Genomic DNA, 18741 nt, shown 5'->3' with positions numbered 1-18741 from the left:
AATTTTAGTTTTGGCAACTGTTAACACTAACTAAAAATTGATTCCCATCCAATGGCGGATATCAGAGTAATAATCCCAGCAATCAACGAAGGAGATTCCATTGGATTGGTGGTCTCGGAAATCCCCGATCACGTATCCGAAATTGTGGTGGTCGACAACGGTTCTGAAGACGATACCGTAGCAAATGCAACAAAAGCAGGGGCAACCGTAATTACGGAAGACCGCAAGGGCTATGGGTTCGCCTGCTTAAAGGGATTAAATTACATATCCGAACGATCCAAAACACCCGACATTATCGTATTTATCGACGGAGACTATTCAGATTATCCAGAGGAATTGGATAAGATTATCGCCCCGATTTTGGAAAATGACATCGATTTTGTGGTCGGAGCGCGAAAAAAATCACTTCGCGAACCAGGATCAATGACCCCACAACAGGTTTTTGGGAACAAATTGGCCACATTCCTAATGCGATTATTTTTCAGGTCAAAATTTACGGATTTAGGACCTTTTAGGGCAATAAAATATGAAAAGCTCAAAGAATTAAAAATGCAGGACACCACTTACGGATGGACAGTGGAAATGCAGTTAAAAATTTTAAGAAAAAAAATGTCATATATCGAAGTACCAGTACGTTACAAACGAAGAATTGGCGTCTCAAAAGTTTCTGGTACGGTAAAAGGTACTATATTTGCTGGCATAAAAATATTGGGTTGGATCTTTAAATACAGTTTAAAATAATGGGACTCGCTATTGCTTACATCATCATTGCTATTTACAGTACGGCCTTAATATTGATATTCTTTTATAGCCTTGCTCAACTCAATCTTTTGATTAACTATCTCGGCTATAAAAAACGAAACGAAGAAGCCCCAAAATTCAACCTTCTCGATCCCAAAGAAATTCCATTCGTAACCATCCAACTCCCTATCTACAACGAGGAATATGTGATGGAACGTTTGTTGGACAACATTGCCAAAATAGAATATCCAAAAAGCAAGTTGGAAATCCAGGTGCTGGACGACTCCACTGATGATTCTGTTGCTGAAACGGCCCGAAGGGTCCAAGAACTTCAGGAAACTGGATTGGACATACAACACATCCGCAGGGAAAACCGACAAGGTTTTAAAGCGGGAGCCCTAAAAGAAGGACTCGAAATCGCCAAAGGGGATTTTATCGCCATTTTTGATGCTGACTTTTTGCCCGAAGGCGATTGGTTGAAAAAGACCGTTCCCTACTTCAAGGATGAAGAAATCGGTGTGGTACAGACCCGTTGGGGGCACATCAACAGAGATTATTCTACCTTGACCCGCATCCAGGCCTTTGCCTTGGATGCCCATTTTACCTTGGAGCAGGTGGGAAGAAACTCAAAAGGGCACTTTATCAACTTCAATGGCACCGCAGGTATCTGGAGAAAGCAATGTATTCTTGATGCAGGAAACTGGGAAGGCGATACCCTTACCGAAGATTTGGATTTGAGCTACCGCGCCCAATTGAAAAACTGGAAGTTCAAGTATTTGGAAGATGTGGAAACACCTGCCGAGCTTCCCGTAGTGATCAGTGCCGCCCGCTCACAACAGTTCCGCTGGAACAAAGGTGGGGCCGAAAACTTTAGAAAAACCGTATTGAGCGTTATCACGGCGAAAAACATCCCGTTCAAAACAAAATTCCACGGGGTAATGCATCTCTTGAACAGTTCCATGTTCCTTTGTGTGTTCATCGTGGCCTTGTTGAGCATTCCCATGCTCTACATTAAAAACACCTACGGGCATTTGGGTTGGGTCTTCGAGGTAACGAGCTTTTTCATCCTGAGCACCATTATCCTATTTGTTTGTTATTGGTTTACCTATAAAAGTATTCAGGGCAGTAGTTTTGACAATTTTGTGGACTACATCAAGCTTTTCTTTACTTTCTTCTCCGTGGCATTGGGCTTTTCGTTGCACAATACCGTGGCCGTTTTGGAAGGACATCTGGGGAAACGAAGTGAATTTGTACGAACTCCAAAATTCAACATCAACAGTATTAAGGATACCTGGAAGGGCAACAAATATTTGACCAACAAATTGTCGCCCAACATGATTTTGGAATTCGCCTTGATGATTTATTTCCTTTTCGGAATGTACAGCGCCATACCATTGAACGACTATGGATTGTTCCCATTCCACTTAATGTTGTTCCTAGGTTTTGGATTTGTATTTTTTAAATCCTTAACTTCCAAGGCATAAACCACCACCATGCAATCTTATTGGCGACTGCACAGGTACCCGATATTGTTTGCTGTCGCCTGTATTTTATTCTACTGGAGCTTCGCATACAATCTGGTCCGAACCGATTCTGTAAAGCTTTTTATGCTCTTTGGGGCGCTATTCTTTCTGTGTTACAAACTCATACAGTTTGAAAAATGGAACTTCAAGTTCCTCTTGGTTGTTGGAATCCTCTTTCGATTGGTTTTCTTGATTGCAGAGCCTAACCTCTCACAAGACTTTTACCGTTTTATTTGGGATGGCGAACTCATCAAGAATGGCATCAATCCTTATTTGTATACCCCAGACCAAATTATGGAGCAGGGTATGGCATCATTTCTTAGCATGAACGAGTTGTATGAAGGAATGAGCGACCTTAATGCCCGGCACTACAGCAACTACCCGCCCGTTAACCAAATACTTTTTGCGCTTGCCGCATTTTTAGGAGGCGGAAGTGTATTGGGCTCCACCATTGTCATGCGCCTAATTATTATCCTTGCTGATTTGGGCATGCTCTATTTCGGACGAAAACTGCTGCAAAACCTGAACAAAGCCAACCATTTGGCCTTTTGGTACTTTTTAAATCCACTGGTCATCATTGAACTCACAGGCAACCTACATTTTGAAGGTGTAATGCTCTTCTTCTTCGTATGGGCCTTGTATCTTATCTCAAAAAACAAATGGATTTGGGCAACACCCGTTTATGCCACTTCCATTATGGTAAAACTGATGCCACTGATGTTCCTGCCACTTTTTATTAAATACTTCGGATTTAAAAAGAGTGCAGGCTTTTACACTTTAGTGTTTTTAGGGTGCGCTGCATTATTGATCCCGTTTTTCTCCCCTGTTTTTATCGATAATTATTCCGATACCGTTGGGCTTTGGTTCTCCAATTTTGAGTTCAATGCCAGCATATACAATGTGGTAAAAAAGATTTCCGTAACCTATTACGAAGCCAAACCCTGGGAATTAATCGACTCCTATGGCTCTTTTATTCAAAAAGTGGTCGTGATCATCGTATTGTTACTTGCTTTCCTTCGTAAAAACCAAAAACTGGAAAGTGTCATTTCCTCTATGGTATTCGCATTGGCCTTTTATTATTTTCTCTCCAGCACTGTCCATCCGTGGTACGTAGTATTCCTATTGGGCTTTGCCATCTTCACGGACTATAGATTTCCTTTGGTCTGGTCTTGTACCATCATTCTGAGTTACTACGCCTACTCCAATCCGGGTTACAAAGAGAATCTATGGCTATTATCCGTTGAATACATTTTGGTAATCGGCTTCTTTATTTATGAAATGATAGGAAGCAGGCCGAAAAAGTTATATTTCTTCAAAAAGTAATCACAACTATAGTACAATTCGAATTAATTTGTACATTAGCCTCAGAATGAAAGGACAACTGTACATATTATCTACTTTGAGCATCGCTGCTCCCATCAGTCCATTTACTCCCCGCCGTCGTCGCCCGTAAGGGTGCATCATATCTATTGGAAATAGGTGAGTCCATTTCCGCAAAACTTCCAAATACATTTTTTCAATTTTTACAGAATCATCGCTTGCAATGGAAATTATTGTTGCTAACGAATCACATTTTAAATACGCGCAGATCATTAGTGATACCATTACCGAATCGGCCAAAGTTCGAGGTACCGGTATCGCCAGACGTACGCCCGAGTACATTATAAAACGACTTCAGAATGGAAACGCTATTATCGCCTTGGATGGAGATAAATTTGCAGGTTTCTGCTATATCGAAGTCTGGGGAAACAAGGACTTTGTGGCCAACTCTGGTTTGATTGTGCATCCTGATTACAGAAATCAAGGACTCGCCAAAAAAATCAAAAAAGCGGTTTTTGATCTATCACGAAAAAAATTCCCCGATGCCAAGATTTTTGGCATCACTACAGGCCTTGCCGTAATGAAAATGAACTACGAGCTGGGCTACAAACCCGTTACCTTTTCGGAACTTACGGATGATCCTGAATTCTGGAAAGGCTGTCAGACCTGTAAGAACTTTGATATTCTAACACGTACCGACAAAAAAATGTGTCTCTGCACAGGAATGCTGCACGACCCAAAAGCACAAAAACAAACACCTGAAAAAGTAAACAAAAAAGCCTTTAAAAGGCTGAAGAGCATAAAAGAAAACCTTTTTCTAAAAAAGAAAGACAAATAAATATCAGTTCGAGTGCAAACGGAAATAAATACATCTCGACTGCGCTCGATGTGACAACATAAAGAATCAAAAATGGAAAAATTAGTTATAGCCTATAGTGGCGGATTGGATACCTCGTACTGTGCCAAATACCTATCGAAAGAGGAAGGTTTTGAGGTGCACGCGGTAAGTGTGAACACGGGAGGGTTCAGCAAAGCTGAAATCGAGGACATCGAAGAAAAGGCACTAGCCTTGGGAGCAACCACTTACACCTCTATCGATGCCGTTGCCACATTTTATGACAAAGTGGTCAAATACCTCATCTTCGGAAATGTGCTCCGAAACAACACCTATCCCCTTTCCGTAAGTGCGGAACGGATCGTTCAGGCTATCGAGATTGTGAATCATGCCAAGAAAATTGGCGCAAAATACATCGCACACGGTAGTACTGGCGCAGGTAACGATCAAGTTAGATTTGACATGATCTTCCAAATCTTGGCGCCGGAAATAAAAATTATAACCCCAATCAGAGATAAAAGTTTGGCCAGGGAAGAAGAAATCAATTACCTGCAACAGAACGGTATCGATTACTCTTGGGAAAAAGCAAAATACTCCGTGAACCGAGGGTTATGGGGAACATCCGTAGGCGGTGATGAGACGTTGACCTCCCACCTATCCTTACCAGAGAGTGCCTACCCCAGCCAGTTGGAAAAAGAGTTGTCCAAAGAGTTGAAATTGACCTTTAAAAATGGTGAATTAGTGGCGCTGGACGGAGAGCAGGACACCCCTGTGGCCAATATCGAGAAATTATCCGCCATTGCATCCAAATATGCCATTGGCAGGGACATTCACGTGGGCGACACCATTATCGGAATCAAAGGAAGGGTCGGTTTTGAAGCCGCAGCCCCGTTGATCATTATAAAAGCACACCATTTGTTGGAAAAACACACCTTGAGCAAATGGCAACAATATCAAAAAGAGCAAATGGGCAACTTTTACGGAATGCTATTGCATGAAGGAAACTATCTGGACGAGGTAATGCGAAACATTGAAGCCTTTTTGACCGATACCCAGAAACATGTTTCAGGCGATGTGTTCGTCACTTTGCATCCGTACCGATTTGACCTTAACGGCATCACTTCGCCACACGATTTGATGAATGCTTCCTTTGGAAGTTACGGGGAAATGAACAAAGGTTGGACTGCCGATGATGCCAAGGGCTTCATCAAAATTTTGTCCAACTCAGGGAAAATAGCCAACCACGTAAACCAAGATTTATGATCAAGGTTGGAATCATAGGAGGTTCGGGGTACACGGGTGGAGAGCTCATCAGGCTGCTGCTCAATCATCCCGAAACAGAGATCGACTTTGTGTTCAGCACCACACGAGCGGGCAAGCCGATTACTTCTGCCCATCAAGATTTGCTGGGGCAAACGGAATTGAAGTTTTCTGGAGAAATAAATCCAGAAGTTGATGCGGTTTTTCTTTGTTTGGGACACGGTAATTCGACCTCATTTTTGAACGAGAACAAATTTTCGGCGTCGACAAAAATCATCGACCTGAGCAACGATTTCAGGTTACAAGCAGATTCCGTGTTTAACGGTCAACGATTCATTTATGGACTTCCCGAATTGAACAAATCTGCCATTCAAGCTGCGGAGGCCATTGCCAATCCCGGTTGTTTTGCGACTGCCATACAATTGGCATTGCTGCCATTGGCCAAAGCAGGTTTGCTGGGGGAGGATGTCCATATCAATGCTGTCACTGGCAGTACCGGCGCAGGCGTTGGGTTGTCCGCTACCTCTCATTTTAGCTGGAGAAATAACAATGTTTCTTGGTACAAACCCTTTACGCACCAGCATTTGGGAGAAATCGGTGAAAGCTTAAATTCCTTCGGAAAGTCAGTAGGAAAATTGATGTTCTTGCCCAATCGTGGCAACTTTACCCGAGGAATCTTGGCTACGGCATACACCAACTACAACGGTAGCTTGGAAGAAGCAAAAGAACTCTACAACGATTTTTATAAAGATGCTGCCTTTACCCATATGTCGGATGAAGAATTGCATCTAAAACAAGTAGTCAATACCAATCAATGCCATATCCACTTGCATAAGCACGATGACTTACTTTTAGTGACTTCGGCCATTGATAATTTATTGAAAGGTGCATCGGGACAAGCAGTACAGAACATGAATTTGATGTTCGGTTTCCCTGAAACCGAAGGTCTTTTGTTAAAAGCAGGAGTATTTTAAAATATCGACCATGAAAATAGCCATCATAGGAGCGGGAAATTTGGGATTGGCCATTGCCAAAGGCATTTTGCACAGCAATGGAGCCACCACGATGTACCTAACCAAAAGAAACACCAAATCCATTCAGGAATTTGAGAAATATGGAAATGTGACCGTTACTTCCGACAATCAGGAAGCGGTCAAAAATTCGGATATCCTGATTTTTGCGGTACAGCCAGGTCATTTTGCGTCCATATTACAGGAGACCAAAGACCTACTGACCGAGAAACATGTGGTCATCAGTACCATTACGGGTTTCCGCATTCCTAAAATCGAGGAAATTATCGGGTCGGACAAATTCATTATCCGAAGTATGCCGAACACGGCGATTTCCGTTGGTAAATCCATGACCTGTATTTGCAGTAATGAACTCGGTAAAAAACGTGTGGATTTGGCCAAAGCGATTTTCAACAGAATGGGCCATACCATGGAAATTCCAGAGGACCAAATGCAGGCAGCCACCGTGATTTGTGCCAGTGGAATTGCGTTTTGGATGCGTTTAATACGTGCCACGACCCAAGGAGCCATTCAATTGGGGTTTGATGCCAAAGAGGCCCAAGAACTGGCCATGCATACCTGCAACGGAGCCGCGAGTCTTTTGATTGAATCTGGAAGCCATCCCGAAGAGGAAATTGACCGTGTGACCACACCAAAGGGATGTACCATCGAAGGTTTGAACGAAATGGAGCACCAAGGCTTGAGTTCATCATTGATCAGGGGAATTGTATCCTCGTTTGAAAAAATCAGTCAAATCAGAAAAGGATAAAAATGAAATTATTCGATGTATATCCACTATATGACGTCACTCCGGTAAAGGCCAAGGGCATTGAAGTTTGGGATGACAAAGGGCAGAAATATTTGGATTTTTATGGTGGCCATGCCGTAATTTCCATCGGCCACACCCATCCGCATTATGTAAAGCGCATCAAGGAACAACTGGATGACATGGCATTTTACAGTAATTCGGTTCAAAATCCGCTTCAGCAGCAATTGGCCCAAAAACTTGGAGAGCTATCCAGCTGTGAAGATTATGACCTTTTTATGTGCAACTCAGGGGCGGAAGCGAACGAGAATGCATTGAAAATGGCCTCCTTTCATACAGGAAAACCCAAAGTGATCGCATTTACCAATAGCTTTCACGGAAGAACCTCAGCTGCGGTGGCCGCTACGGACAATCCGAGCATCAATGCGCCCATCAACAAGCAGCAAGAGGTCACTTTCTTGCCATTGAACGATTTTGATGCCTTTGAAAAAGCTATTGAAAGTGATGCGCATTGTGCCGTGATCATAGAAGCTATTCAAGGTGTAGGAGGGTTGGATGAACCCACCTCGGAATTCTTCCGGTTTATTGCCGAAAAATGTAAAGAACATAACATTGTCCTCATTGCTGATGAAGTGCAATCGGGCTACGGACGCAGTGGGAAGTTCTTTGCTTTCCAGCATCACGGTATCGAACCTGATATTATTTCCATTGCGAAAGGAATGGGGAATGGTTTTCCCGTTGGTGGCATATTGATTCATGAAAAATTTAAACCATCGTACGGACTTTTAGGTACCACCTTTGGTGGCAACCATTTGGCATGCGCAGCCAGTTTGGCCGTTTTGGAAGTTTTGGAAAAAGAAAATCTGACAGAAAACGCAGCTCAACTCGGGTCATATTTCAAAGAAAAAGCCACGGAGATACCTGAAATCAAAAAAGTGAAAGGCAAAGGATTGATGATTGGACTGGAATTCGATTTTGAGGTAGCCGACCTCCGTAAAAAAATGATCATGGAACAGCACATGTTCACAGGAAGTGCAAAAAACAAGAAGTTGTTACGGTTTCTACCTGCCTTGAACATCACGAAAAAAGATATAGACCTATTTTTTGAAGCGCTGAAAAAAGCATTATAAATGAAGCATTACTTAACAGTTAACGATATAGAATCCCTCCCCGATTGGGTAGACGAAGCGATTACACTAAAAAAAGACCCCTATCAGTTTGAGAATTTGGGCAAGCGAAAAACCATATGCCTTTTGTTTTTCAACAATAGTCTTAGGACACGTTTGAGCACACAAAAGGCTGCCATGAACCTTGGCATGGAAGTAATGATCATGAATTTTGGGAACGAAGGCTGGGCGCTGGAATATGGCGATGGCACTGTAATGGACCAAGGCACTTCGGAACACATTAAAGAAGCAGCACAAGTGGTTTCACAGTATTCGGACATTGTTGCAATTCGTGCATTTGCCGGTTTGATGGACAAGGAAAAGGATGAAGCGGAAGAGGTCATCAATGGATTTGCCAAATATGCCACAATTCCCGTGGTAAACATGGAAAGTTCAGTGGGACATCCCCTCCAGGCTTTGGCGGATGCCATTACCTTAAAGGAGAACGAAACCAAGAAGAAACCTAAAGTCGTGCTTTCTTGGGCTCCGCATCCTAAAGCATTACCGCATGCCGTGGCCAATTCGTTTGTACAGATGATGAAAATGCAGGAGGCTGATTTTGTGATCACACATCCCGAAGGATATGAACTCAATCCAGAATTGACTGAAGGATGTCAAATAGAATACGACCAAGATAAAGCATTGGAAGATGCCGATTTCGTCTACGTGAAAAACTGGAGCAGCTATTCAGACTATGGAAAGGTATTGAACAAGGATAAGAACTGGACCATTACTAAACAAAAATTAGGAAAAGCCAAGTTTATGCATTGCTTACCCGTTCGAAGAAACATGATTGTGGAAGATGCGGTACTGGACAGTGAACAATCCTTGGTAGTGGAACAAGCCAAAAACAGAGTCTTTTCAGCACAAATCGTACTGAAAAAAATATTGGAGAACAAATGAAACTAAAGGATAAGGTCTGTATAGTGACTGGTGCCACAAGCGGAATGGGAAAATCCATTGCCGAAGGAATTTCTTCCGAAGGAGGCAAGTTGATACTTTCGGGCAGAAATCAGGAAAGTGGCGAAGCGTTGGAAAACAATCTTGACGATGCCGTGTTTGTTCCAGGAGATGTCACAGACCCACCCTACAACAAAAAATTGGTCGATACCGCTCTGGAAACTTATGGAAAATTGGACATCTTGTCATTGAATGCGGGGATTCTTGGATTGGGAAGTGTTCAAGAACTATCCATTGATTCTTGGCGTAGTACCCTCGACACCAATTTGAGTTCCATCTTTTACCTTTGTAAATATGCGATTCCCCACCTACGGGAACAAGAACAGGGCAACATCTTGATCAATGCATCGATTGCGGCCTTCAAGAGTTTTCCAAACCATCCTGCTTATTGTGCTTCCAAAGCGGCATCCGTAGCCTTGATGAAGCAAATGGCGGTTGATTACGCACCAAAAATAAGGGTAAATGCTATTTGTCCAGGCCCTGTGGACACCCCTCTATTATGGGAATCCGCAAAAGCTTTTGACAATCCAGACACTGCTGTAGAAAATGCGAAAAGGACTACGTTGTTAAAAAGGTTGGGCACGCCTCAAGATATTGCTAAACTTGTACTCTTTTTGGTTTCTGAGGATAGCTCTTGGATTACAGGAACCACCATAACCATAGATGGAGGGATTATAAATACATAAAATGAAACAAAAATTATCCGTAGTAAAAATAGGTGGCAATCTCATTGAGGATTCAGAAAGATGCAAACGAGTGTTGGATCTGTTCTCTAAAATGAGCGGAAACAAAATTCTGGTCCATGGGGGGGGTAACAAAGCCACAGAATTGGCCAACCAAATGGGCGTGGAGTCCAAAATGGTCAACGGAAGACGAATTACCAATACCGAGACCTTGGATATCGCCCTTATGGTCTACGGAGGATTGTACAGTAAAAAAGTAGTGGCCAAATTGCAAGCGCTTGGCACCGACGCTATTGGAATGAGCGGAGCCGATGCAGATGCTATCAGAGCACACAAAAGACCAAAAAAGAATGTTGACTTTGGCTATGTTGGTGATGTGGACACAGTCAACACTTATGGTATTTTTAAACTACTACAGGCAGGGTTCACACCTATTTTTTGCGCCCTTACCCATGATGGTAAAGGGCAGATGTTGAATACCAATGCCGATACCATTGCTGCGGAATTGGCCATAGCCATGTCCGACCAATTTGAGACCACTTTATATTATTGCTTCGAGAAAAAAGGAGTCCTTCAAGATGTGGAAGATGAGAACTCCGTGATACAGCACATCGATTCCGATGGGTATGACGAACTTTTGGCCTATAGTATCATTGCAGACGGTATGCTACCAAAAATGCACAACTGTTTTTACGCCCTCCGCAACAAAGTTTCCAAAGTTTGCGTAGGGAACACCGAAATGCTCGAAGCGGGCAATCCAGAATATACGACATTGACCTTATGAAAGTAACCCAAGACATACTTACAGAAAAAGCCATTGAACTACTGAAAAAACTCATTAGCACACCCTCATTTTCTGGTGAAGAGGATAAAACCGGGGATGCTATAGTGGAATTTTTACAAGGTTTTGGCGTTGAAACAAAAAGACAGCATAACAACATTTACGCCTTCAACAAACATTTTGATGAAAGCAAACCAACTTTGTTGCTCAACTCACATCACGATACTGTTAAACCGAACAGCGCGTATACCAAAGATCCTTTTGATGCTCATATAGAGGATGGAAAACTATACGGACTAGGCAGTAATGATGCTGGTGGATGTTTGGTATCCCTATTGGCCACTTTTGTCCATTTTTATGAAAAGAAAAGTCTCAGTCATAATATAATAATGGCTGCCACGGGTGAAGAAGAAGATGCAGGAGAGCACAGTATCCGAGCTTTGCTTCCGATACTGCCCAAAATAGATGTGGCCATTGTGGGCGAACCCACTTTAATGGACTTGGCGATTGCGGAAAAAGGCTTGGTCGTCTTTGATGCAGTAGTCGACGGAACTCCTTCCCATGCGGCACACCCCAACGACAACAACGCTATTTACAACACCATTGAGGTTTTACAATGGCTAAAGGATTATTCATTTGATAAAGTTTCTGATGCATTGGGCGAAGTCAAACTGACCACGACCCAAATCAGTGCAGGAAACCAACATAACGTTGTTCCTGGCCATGTGGATTTGGTAATCGATGTACGTGTGAACGATTGTTACAGCAATCAGGAAATTGCCGATATCCTTCAAAAAGAAGCACCTTGTAAAATGACACCACGCTCTTTGCGTTTGAATTCATCCTGCATTGATCCTGATCATGATTTGGTGAAAAGCGGATTGGCCCTTGGTCGAAAAACCTATGGTTCGCCAACATTGTCCGATCAGGCAGCTCTAAGCTGTCAATCAGTAAAATTAGGGCCTGGTGACAGTACACGATCACACTCTGCGAACGAATTTATTTTTGTGAACGAAATAGAGGAAGGAATAGATATTTACATCAAAACCCTAACGGGATTTTTACAATAAACAATGACCAATCAGCAATTTACATTCATTTATTGTTTATTGCTCATTGACAACTGATAATTGAATAGTATGAAACTCTGGGACAAAGGATTCAGTACCGATAAAAAAATAGACCACTTTACCGTAGGCAACGACCGCGAATTGGATTTGGTATTGGCCAAATATGACGTTATCGCTTCCAAGGCACATGCTAAAATGTTGGGTAAAGTCGGACTGGTTTCCGAAGATGAGGGCAAAGACCTTGTAAAAGCATTGGATGAAATCGCCAAGGACATCGAAAAAGGAAAGTTTACCATTGAAGACGATTTTGAGGATATGCACTCGAAGATCGAGTTTATGCTGACTGAAAAATTGGGTGACACCGGAAAAAAAATCCATTCCGCCCGTTCCAGAAACGATCAGGTTTTGGTGGCCATGCAATTGTACCTTAAAGATGAGTTGACTGAAATCAGAAATCAGGTCAAAACCCTGTTTGATCTATTGATGAAACTGGCGGACAAGCACAAGAATGTATTGTTACCAGGGTATACGCACTTGCAAATTGCCATGCCCTCTTCTTTTGGGCTATGGTTTTCCGCCTATGCCGAGAGTTTGGTGGATGATCTGTACTTTGTACAGGCCGCCCATAAAGTTGCTGACCAAAATCCCTTGGGAAGCGCAGCAGGTTACGGAAGCTCTTTCCCCATTGATAGAAGTTTTACCACTGCCGAAATGAAGTTTGCCACACAAAAATATAATGTCGTGGCCGCCCAAATGGGTCGTGGAAAAGTGGAAAAAGCCACTGCTTTCGGTATTTCGAGCGTGGCCGCTACCTTATCCAAAATGGCGATGGATATTTGCTTGTACATGAGTCAAAATTTTGATTTTATCTCCTTCCCCAACGAATTGACCACGGGAAGCAGCATTATGCCGCACAAAAAAAATCCCGATGTTTTTGAACTCATCAGAGGCAAATGCAATAAGATTCAAGCGGTGCCCAATCAATTGATCATGATCATGAACAATTTGCCCAGCGGCTATCACAGGGACCTTCAATTGGTTAAGGAAGTGATTGTTCCTGCTTTGCAGGACATGCACGCTTGTTTGGAAATGATGACCTTCAGCTTGAAGGAAATCAAAGTAAACAAATCCATTTTAGAAGACCCCAAATACGATTACCTCTTTAGTGTGGACACCTTGAATGAGCTGGTAAAAAGTGGGATGCCCTTCCGTGATGCTTATAAAACCATGGGCAAAGCGATAGAAAATGGCAATTTTAAACCAAAACGCGACATTGACCATACCCATGAAGGTAGTTTGGGCAACCTGTGTTTAGAGCAGATAAAAGAAAAAATGGAAAAGGTTTTGGCATAAATTGGATAAATTAGGCTGAAAATTTAACCCATCAGCTCTCAACTCGAATTTATGTCAACCAAAACTACACTCAGCGTATTTCTATTTCTAGGTCTACTCCATATTTCCATCGCTCAGGATATCTATGAAAAAAATGAATCGGTCGATATTCAAAACTATGTTTTTGCCCTTCAATTGAATGATGCTTCCAACGAAATCAAAGGGGAAACTCAGGTAACCGTTCAATTCAAGGAAAATGCAGTTCCTTTTGCTTTGGACCTGATTGAAAAATCAGGTGAGTTTGGTATGGAAGTGAACAGTGTGTTGGAAAATGGCTCCAAAGCGAATTATACCTATGCCAATAATAAAATCAATATTGTTCCAAAAACCACTACGGATTCCATCCAGACCTATACCATCAAATACCAAGGGATTCCCGAAAGAGGCTTGGTCATCGCCACCACAAAATTTGGCAAGCGCTCCTTTTTTGGCGACAACTGGCCCAACCTGGCGAGACATTGGTTGCCAGCAGTGGACCATCCCTACGACAAGGCGAGCGTGGAATTTCAAATTACCGCTCCCGAACACTACGATGTGGTGGCAACAGGAAAGAAAGTGGAGGAAAGTAATCTGGAAAACGGTTATAAAATCACTATTTACAATGAACCTGCCCCTGTGGCCACGAAGGTAATGACGATTGGCGTTACCCAGTTCGCCTCTAGATTGGTGGGCATGGTTGATGATATTGAGGTTTCCGCATGGGTGTATCCTCAAAATCGATTGGAAGGTTTTGGCGATTACACGGTTGCTGGAAATGTGCTTGAATATTTCATTGGCCATATAGGCCCATACTCCTATGCCAAATTGGCCAACATGCAGGCCAAGACCCAATGGGGCGGATTGGAAAATGCGGGGACCATCGCTTATTTTGAAAACTCCGTAACGGGCAACAAAACAGTGGAACCCTTGATTGCCCATGAAATCGCCCATCAATGGTTTGGAAATTCCGCAACGGAGAAAAGCTGGAACCATGTGTGGTTGAGTGAAGGGTTTGCCACGTACTTCAGCATCCTCTACCTCGAAAGTGAGTATGGCGATGAACGCCGAAAAGAGGAACTGGCCATCGACAAAAAAGAGATTTTTGATTATTACAGAAAAAAACCGGCACCCATTGTCGACCTCAGTATTAAAGACCCTATGAAGGTGCTCAGCACCAACACTTACCAAAAAGGTGGCTGGGTGCTGAATATGCTCCGTCATCAATTGGGCGATGGGGTATTTTGGGAAGGCATCCAAAACTATTATGCCACCTACCAGAACAGCAATGTGCTTACGGACGATTTTCGACATGTGATGGAAGAGATATCGGGCGAGGATTTGGAGTCCTTTTTTGAGCAATGGTTATTTGTTAAGGGCCATCCACAAATCAAATGGAGCTGGAATCACAACAATGGAAACATCAACCTCAATATACAACAATTACAAGACCATCATGTTTTCCAATTTCCATTGGAAATAGGGATTGTAAAAGATGGCAAACTGACCATCAAAACCATTGAGGTAACCCAAGGCGACCAAAACATCCAAATGGAGAGCAAAGACCAACCCGATTCCATTGTGCTGGACCCGAACGAATGGACTTTGTTTGAGGATATGGGGGAGATGTAGAATTCGTCCATTCATTCAAACCATTGGCAAATCATTCCTAATGGGATTTTAAGAGAAAACAGCAAAGTTATTGGTCTAGACGTGTTTTGAAATTGTACGCTTACATCATGTTTAGCTTACATATAAGTGCGACACAAAATCCTCTTCCAACTATATCATCCAAAAACCAATAATTTTCACAAAATCAAAATATTTAATGTTTTAGGCACCTTCATTTTGATTCATTGTTAAAATTCAAGGTAAATTATTACATTTACCTCACTAAACAAACAATGATCAACCGATACTTTTCAACCCCCGTCCCCATAGCTTTTGCTATGTTCTTTTGTGTGCTTTCCTATGCCCAAAAGAAAAATGCCGATTACAAGATACACTTGCTCAAAACCAACGAAACCTTTACCATAGATGGTAAGGGGGACGAGGCCACTTGGCAAAAAGCAGAACCCGCCAAAGATTTTTTTATGGTGTTGCCCATGGACGACCGAAAGGCCACACAGCCCTCGGAAGTGAAAATGGCCTACGATCACAGGCAACTCTACCTTTTGGCCACTTTTTACAAAACACCTGGAAACACCTATGTAGTGGAATCGCTGCGCAGGGATTTCTCCTTCGGGGGCAACGATAATTTCCTATTGTTCATGGACCCGTTCAATAACCAGACGACTGGGTTCAGCTTTGGGGCAAACGCCTATGGCGCCCAATGGGACGGCACTATGTCGAACGGAGGTAGCATTGACCTTAATTGGGATAGCAAATGGGTATCCGAGGTTCAGAATTATGAGGATAAGTGGGTAGTGGAAATGGCCATTCCGTTTAAATCCATCCGATACGAAAAAGATGTGACCGAATGGGGTGTTAATTTTTCAAGATTGGATTTGAGTACCAACGAAAAGTCGAGTTGGACACCTATACCAAGGCAATTCCCAACCGCATCTTTGGCCTATACAGGTACCATGGTCTGGGACAATCCGCCGCCAAAACAAGGGCTCAACTACTCCATCATCCCCTATGTGTTGGGAACGGTGGGCAATTCGAGCATCGAGGATATTACCTACGACAATGAATTTAAGGTGGGTGGTGATGTAAAGTTGGGGCTTACTTCTTCTTTGAATTTAGACCTGACCATCAACCCCGATTTTTCACAGGTGGAAGCTGACCGTCAAGTGGCCAATTTGACCAGGTTTGAACTCTTTTTCCCGGAAAGACGACAGTTTTTCCTTGAAAATGCCGACCTCTTTGCCAATTTTGGATACGATGAAATACGCCCGTTCTTTTCGCGTAGAATCGGATTGGGCGTACCGATTATTGGGGGTGCCCGTGTGAGCGGAAATCTGAACCGAAACCTCCGTTTGGGCTTGATGGACATGCAAACCGACAAAATGGACGAAACAGGTCTGCCCAGTCAGAACTTCGCCGTGCTTTCGTTGCAGCAAAAGGTATTCTCCCGTTCCAATATAGGTTTGATGTTCGTGAACAAGGAGTCGTTGGATTACAACTCCTTGACCGATGATTTGAAATCGGAATACACAAAATTCAATAGAAACCTTGGATTGGAATACAATTTGGCCTCAGCGGATAACAAATACAATGGAAAGGTGTTTATGTTGAAATCCTTTGGGCCTGATTCTTCTTATAACGGAATTGCACAAGGTGCCCACTTGGCTTACAGTAGTCGAAAGTGGAACTGGCGTGTTCAACAAGAATATATTTCTGAAAACTTCACCTCCGAAGTGGGTTTTGTACCACGGAACAATTACATCAAACTGGAAGGTTCGGTAGGATACCTTTTTCTGCCCGCAAGTGATAAGATAGTGAGCCATGGTCCCAAATACACGGGTTTCTACTATTTTGACCCGAACATGAACTCCACGGATTACGTATCCATTGTTGGGTATGCATTGAATTTTCTAGACCGTAGCTCTTTGAGTGTTGATGTTTTTAACGAGTATGTGCAACTTTTGGCTCCGTTTGACCCTACAAACACGGGCAAAGAGGAGTTGGCGGCAGGCACACGCCACCATTGGAACGGGATTTATATTTCGTACGATTCCCGGCCCAAAAATTTGTTCACCTACAACTTAACTTCCCGATTAGGGCGTTATTTCTCAGGAGGGTACCGTACCAATATCAACGCAGAATTGGGCTATCGTTTTCAACCCTATGTGAGTTTGGGCGCTAGATTAAGTTACAATAATCTGGATTTGCCCCAACCATGGTACACCACGGATTTTTGGCTTGTGGGTACTGAGGCGGACATTACCTTTACCAACAAGCTGTTTTGGAACACCCTGTTCCAATACAACGAACAGAGCAACAATTTTGGCATCAACTCCCGATTACAATGGCGCTACGCCCCTGCTTCTGACCTGTTCCTTGTATTCAACAACAATGAGCAATTATCTCCACTCGAAGGAAATTTGTGGTCGCTGACACTCAAGTTTACATATTGGTTTAATCGGTAATTTTTATACATCAAATAATTTCTTGAGCTTTATTTCAACAAAATGTCGATAGCTTTCCTGGTTCGCATTTGAATATTTCCGCTTATGACAAAGTTTCTGAATCGTTTTATCTGGTTTTCGATAGTTTCCGTTTTTGCTGCTTCAGTTCTACCAAACCTTTTTATCAGTTATTGGTTTATAGACTTGTTTGCACACTTCAAAGTTCAATACATCGTGGTTTCCACAATCTTGGTTGCTTTTGTTTTTTTATTCTTGAAGGAAAAACGGATAGCGTTATTTTTACTTGTCGTGTCCATATTATGGAATTGCTATTTTGTATTGCCATATTATTTTTCGTTACCTGAGCAACCCCGATTAAACAAGGAAACCTTAAAGGTTTCAAGTATTAATTTGTTATCCAGCAACTCAAAACCCGAGGAAGTCAAAACCTATATAAAAAAAGAAGATGCGGATATTATAGTATTAATGGAAGTTACCCCACAATGGGAACAGGAATTATCAAGATTAAAAAATCAATATTCGTTCCACGAGTTTGTAACTAGAACGGACAATTTTGGCATAGCCCTGTTAAGCAAACAGGAAATGGCTGTTTCGATAAAATATTTTGGTGACAGCCAAATGCCTTCTATAGTTGGTGGTTTGAAAATTGGTGCTGAAAATTTATCTCTAGTAGCCACACATCCTGTACCTCCGATGGGTCAAACTGCTTTTAGAAAAAGGAATTCCCAGTTAAAAAACATTATTGAGAATCGAAATATTTTTCATGAAAACTTAGTCATTATCGGCGATTTTAACATGTCTTCTTTTACGAATCATTTTGTTCAACTGACCAAAAAAGATTTAAGGGATAGTAGAAAAGGTTTTGGCCTATTACCTACATGGCCCACCAACATATGGCCAATGCAGACCACGTTGGACCATTGTCTAGTATCATCCAAGATAATAGTTCAGGATAGATCTGTGGGCAATGACCTAGGTTCGGACCATCTGCCAATAAATATTGTAATAGGGCTAAACTAAACCGTAAATAAGACCTACTTCACATTCTTCAAACCAATTAAGACCCACCAAATATATCCTGACCTCCTCCCAAAATTAGGCGCCGGTCATAACTAGGGAATCGGGGCTGTTTTCATTCATTTCAATGTACTCGTTGGGAGACAT

16 protein-coding genes are annotated in these 18741 nt (G+C 42.4%); all 16 read left to right on the top strand.

Annotation, left to right across the window (positions count from 1 at the left end):
- Window positions 1-51: 51 nt before the first annotated feature.
- The 16 genes from EO132_RS12530 (at window position 52) to EO132_RS12455 (ending at window position 18597) form a co-directional block, all read left to right on the top strand.
- The gene (locus tag EO132_RS12530) at window positions 52-741 is read left to right on the top strand and encodes a glycosyltransferase family 2 protein (protein WP_127138190.1); all 690 of its coding nucleotides are present in this window, start codon (window positions 52-54) and stop codon (window positions 739-741) included.
- On the top strand, window positions 741-2225 hold the full coding sequence (locus EO132_RS12525) for a cellulose synthase family protein (RefSeq protein WP_127138189.1): 1485 nt from the start codon (window positions 741-743) through the stop codon (window positions 2223-2225). Before EO132_RS12530 ends, EO132_RS12525 begins: the two co-directional genes overlap by 1 nt.
- A 9-nt stretch (window positions 2226-2234) precedes the next feature.
- The gene (mptB, locus tag EO132_RS12520) at window positions 2235-3587 is read left to right on the top strand and encodes a polyprenol phosphomannose-dependent alpha 1,6 mannosyltransferase MptB (RefSeq protein ID WP_127138188.1); all 1353 of its coding nucleotides are present in this window, start codon (window positions 2235-2237) and stop codon (window positions 3585-3587) included.
- Between the two features lie 220 nt (window positions 3588-3807).
- A complete protein-coding gene (locus tag EO132_RS12515; RefSeq protein ID WP_127138187.1) occupies window positions 3808-4422 on the top strand; it encodes a GNAT family N-acetyltransferase in 615 nt (204 codons plus the stop codon).
- Window positions 4423-4494: 72 nt separating this feature from the next.
- The gene (locus tag EO132_RS12510; protein WP_127138186.1) at window positions 4495-5682 is read left to right on the top strand and encodes an argininosuccinate synthase; all 1188 of its coding nucleotides are present in this window, start codon (window positions 4495-4497) and stop codon (window positions 5680-5682) included.
- Window positions 5679-6653 carry an N-acetyl-gamma-glutamyl-phosphate reductase gene (argC, locus tag EO132_RS12505; RefSeq protein ID WP_127138185.1) on the top strand — a complete coding sequence of 325 codons (975 nt, stop codon included), beginning with the start codon at window positions 5679-5681 and terminating at the stop codon, window positions 6651-6653. Before EO132_RS12510 ends, argC begins: the two co-directional genes overlap by 4 nt.
- Before the next feature lie 10 nt (window positions 6654-6663).
- A complete protein-coding gene (gene proC / locus EO132_RS12500; protein WP_127138184.1) occupies window positions 6664-7458 on the top strand; it encodes a pyrroline-5-carboxylate reductase in 795 nt (264 codons plus the stop codon).
- A gap of 2 nt (window positions 7459-7460) precedes the next feature.
- The gene (locus EO132_RS12495) at window positions 7461-8585 is read left to right on the top strand and encodes an aspartate aminotransferase family protein (RefSeq protein ID WP_127138183.1); all 1125 of its coding nucleotides are present in this window, start codon (window positions 7461-7463) and stop codon (window positions 8583-8585) included.
- Entirely contained in the window at window positions 8586-9524 is a 939-nt protein-coding gene (locus EO132_RS12490; RefSeq protein WP_127138182.1) for a Rossmann-fold NAD(P)-binding domain-containing protein, read from the top strand.
- Entirely contained in the window at window positions 9521-10267 is a 747-nt protein-coding gene (locus EO132_RS12485) for an SDR family NAD(P)-dependent oxidoreductase (RefSeq protein WP_127138181.1), read from the top strand. Before EO132_RS12490 ends, EO132_RS12485 begins: the two co-directional genes overlap by 4 nt.
- Before the next feature lies 1 nt (window position 10268).
- Window positions 10269-11048: an acetylglutamate kinase gene (argB, locus tag EO132_RS12480; protein WP_127138180.1), complete on the top strand. Its 780-nt coding sequence runs from the start codon at window positions 10269-10271 to the stop codon at window positions 11046-11048.
- Complete coding sequence (locus tag EO132_RS12475; RefSeq protein WP_127138179.1) at window positions 11045-12115, top strand: M20 family metallo-hydrolase; 1071 nt, start codon at window positions 11045-11047, stop codon at window positions 12113-12115. The genes argB and EO132_RS12475 overlap by 4 nt, the downstream gene beginning before the upstream one ends.
- Window positions 12116-12184: 69 nt before the next feature.
- Window positions 12185-13468, top strand: coding sequence for an argininosuccinate lyase (argH, locus tag EO132_RS12470; protein WP_127138178.1), 1284 nt, complete (start codon window positions 12185-12187; stop codon window positions 13466-13468).
- Between the two features lie 51 nt (window positions 13469-13519).
- Entirely contained in the window at window positions 13520-15115 is a 1596-nt protein-coding gene (locus EO132_RS12465; RefSeq protein WP_127138177.1) for a M1 family metallopeptidase, read from the top strand.
- A 272-nt stretch (window positions 15116-15387) separates the two neighbouring features.
- Window positions 15388-17577, top strand: coding sequence for a DUF5916 domain-containing protein (locus EO132_RS12460; RefSeq protein ID WP_127138176.1), 2190 nt, complete (start codon window positions 15388-15390; stop codon window positions 17575-17577).
- An 84-nt stretch (window positions 17578-17661) separates the two neighbouring features.
- Window positions 17662-18597, top strand: a complete 936-nt coding sequence (locus EO132_RS12455) for an endonuclease/exonuclease/phosphatase family protein (protein ID WP_127138175.1) — start codon at window positions 17662-17664, stop codon at window positions 18595-18597.
- Window positions 18598-18741: the final 144 nt, after the last annotated feature.

The organism is Flagellimonas oceanensis, from assembly GCF_003992595.1.
Lineage (GTDB): Bacteria > Bacteroidota > Bacteroidia > Flavobacteriales > Flavobacteriaceae > Flagellimonas > Flagellimonas oceanensis.
The sequence above is the reverse complement of the archived record's forward strand: the minus strand, read 5'-3'. Positions and strand labels throughout refer to the sequence as shown.

Excerpts from the sequence above, each read along its gene's own strand:
- EO132_RS12530 (WP_127138190.1), top strand. The coding sequence starts at position 52 with ATGGCGGATATCAGAGTAATAATCCCAGCAATCAACGAAGGAGATTCC.
- EO132_RS12525 (WP_127138189.1), top strand. The coding sequence starts at position 741 with ATGGGACTCGCTATTGCTTACATCATCATTGCTATTTACAGTACGGCC.
- mptB (WP_127138188.1), top strand. The coding sequence starts at position 2,235 with ATGCAATCTTATTGGCGACTGCACAGGTACCCGATATTGTTTGCTGTC.
- EO132_RS12515 (WP_127138187.1), top strand. The coding sequence starts at position 3,808 with ATGGAAATTATTGTTGCTAACGAATCACATTTTAAATACGCGCAGATC.
- EO132_RS12510 (WP_127138186.1), top strand. The coding sequence starts at position 4,495 with ATGGAAAAATTAGTTATAGCCTATAGTGGCGGATTGGATACCTCGTAC.
- argC (WP_127138185.1), top strand. The coding sequence starts at position 5,679 with ATGATCAAGGTTGGAATCATAGGAGGTTCGGGGTACACGGGTGGAGAG.
- proC (WP_127138184.1), top strand. The coding sequence starts at position 6,664 with ATGAAAATAGCCATCATAGGAGCGGGAAATTTGGGATTGGCCATTGCC.
- EO132_RS12495 (WP_127138183.1), top strand. The coding sequence starts at position 7,461 with ATGAAATTATTCGATGTATATCCACTATATGACGTCACTCCGGTAAAG.
- EO132_RS12490 (WP_127138182.1), top strand. The coding sequence starts at position 8,586 with ATGAAGCATTACTTAACAGTTAACGATATAGAATCCCTCCCCGATTGG.
- EO132_RS12485 (WP_127138181.1), top strand. The coding sequence starts at position 9,521 with ATGAAACTAAAGGATAAGGTCTGTATAGTGACTGGTGCCACAAGCGGA.
- argB (WP_127138180.1), top strand. The coding sequence starts at position 10,269 with ATGAAACAAAAATTATCCGTAGTAAAAATAGGTGGCAATCTCATTGAG.
- EO132_RS12475 (WP_127138179.1), top strand. The coding sequence starts at position 11,045 with ATGAAAGTAACCCAAGACATACTTACAGAAAAAGCCATTGAACTACTG.
- argH (WP_127138178.1), top strand. The coding sequence starts at position 12,185 with ATGAAACTCTGGGACAAAGGATTCAGTACCGATAAAAAAATAGACCAC.
- EO132_RS12465 (WP_127138177.1), top strand. The coding sequence starts at position 13,520 with ATGTCAACCAAAACTACACTCAGCGTATTTCTATTTCTAGGTCTACTC.
- EO132_RS12460 (WP_127138176.1), top strand. The coding sequence starts at position 15,388 with ATGATCAACCGATACTTTTCAACCCCCGTCCCCATAGCTTTTGCTATG.
- EO132_RS12455 (WP_127138175.1), top strand. The coding sequence starts at position 17,662 with ATGACAAAGTTTCTGAATCGTTTTATCTGGTTTTCGATAGTTTCCGTT.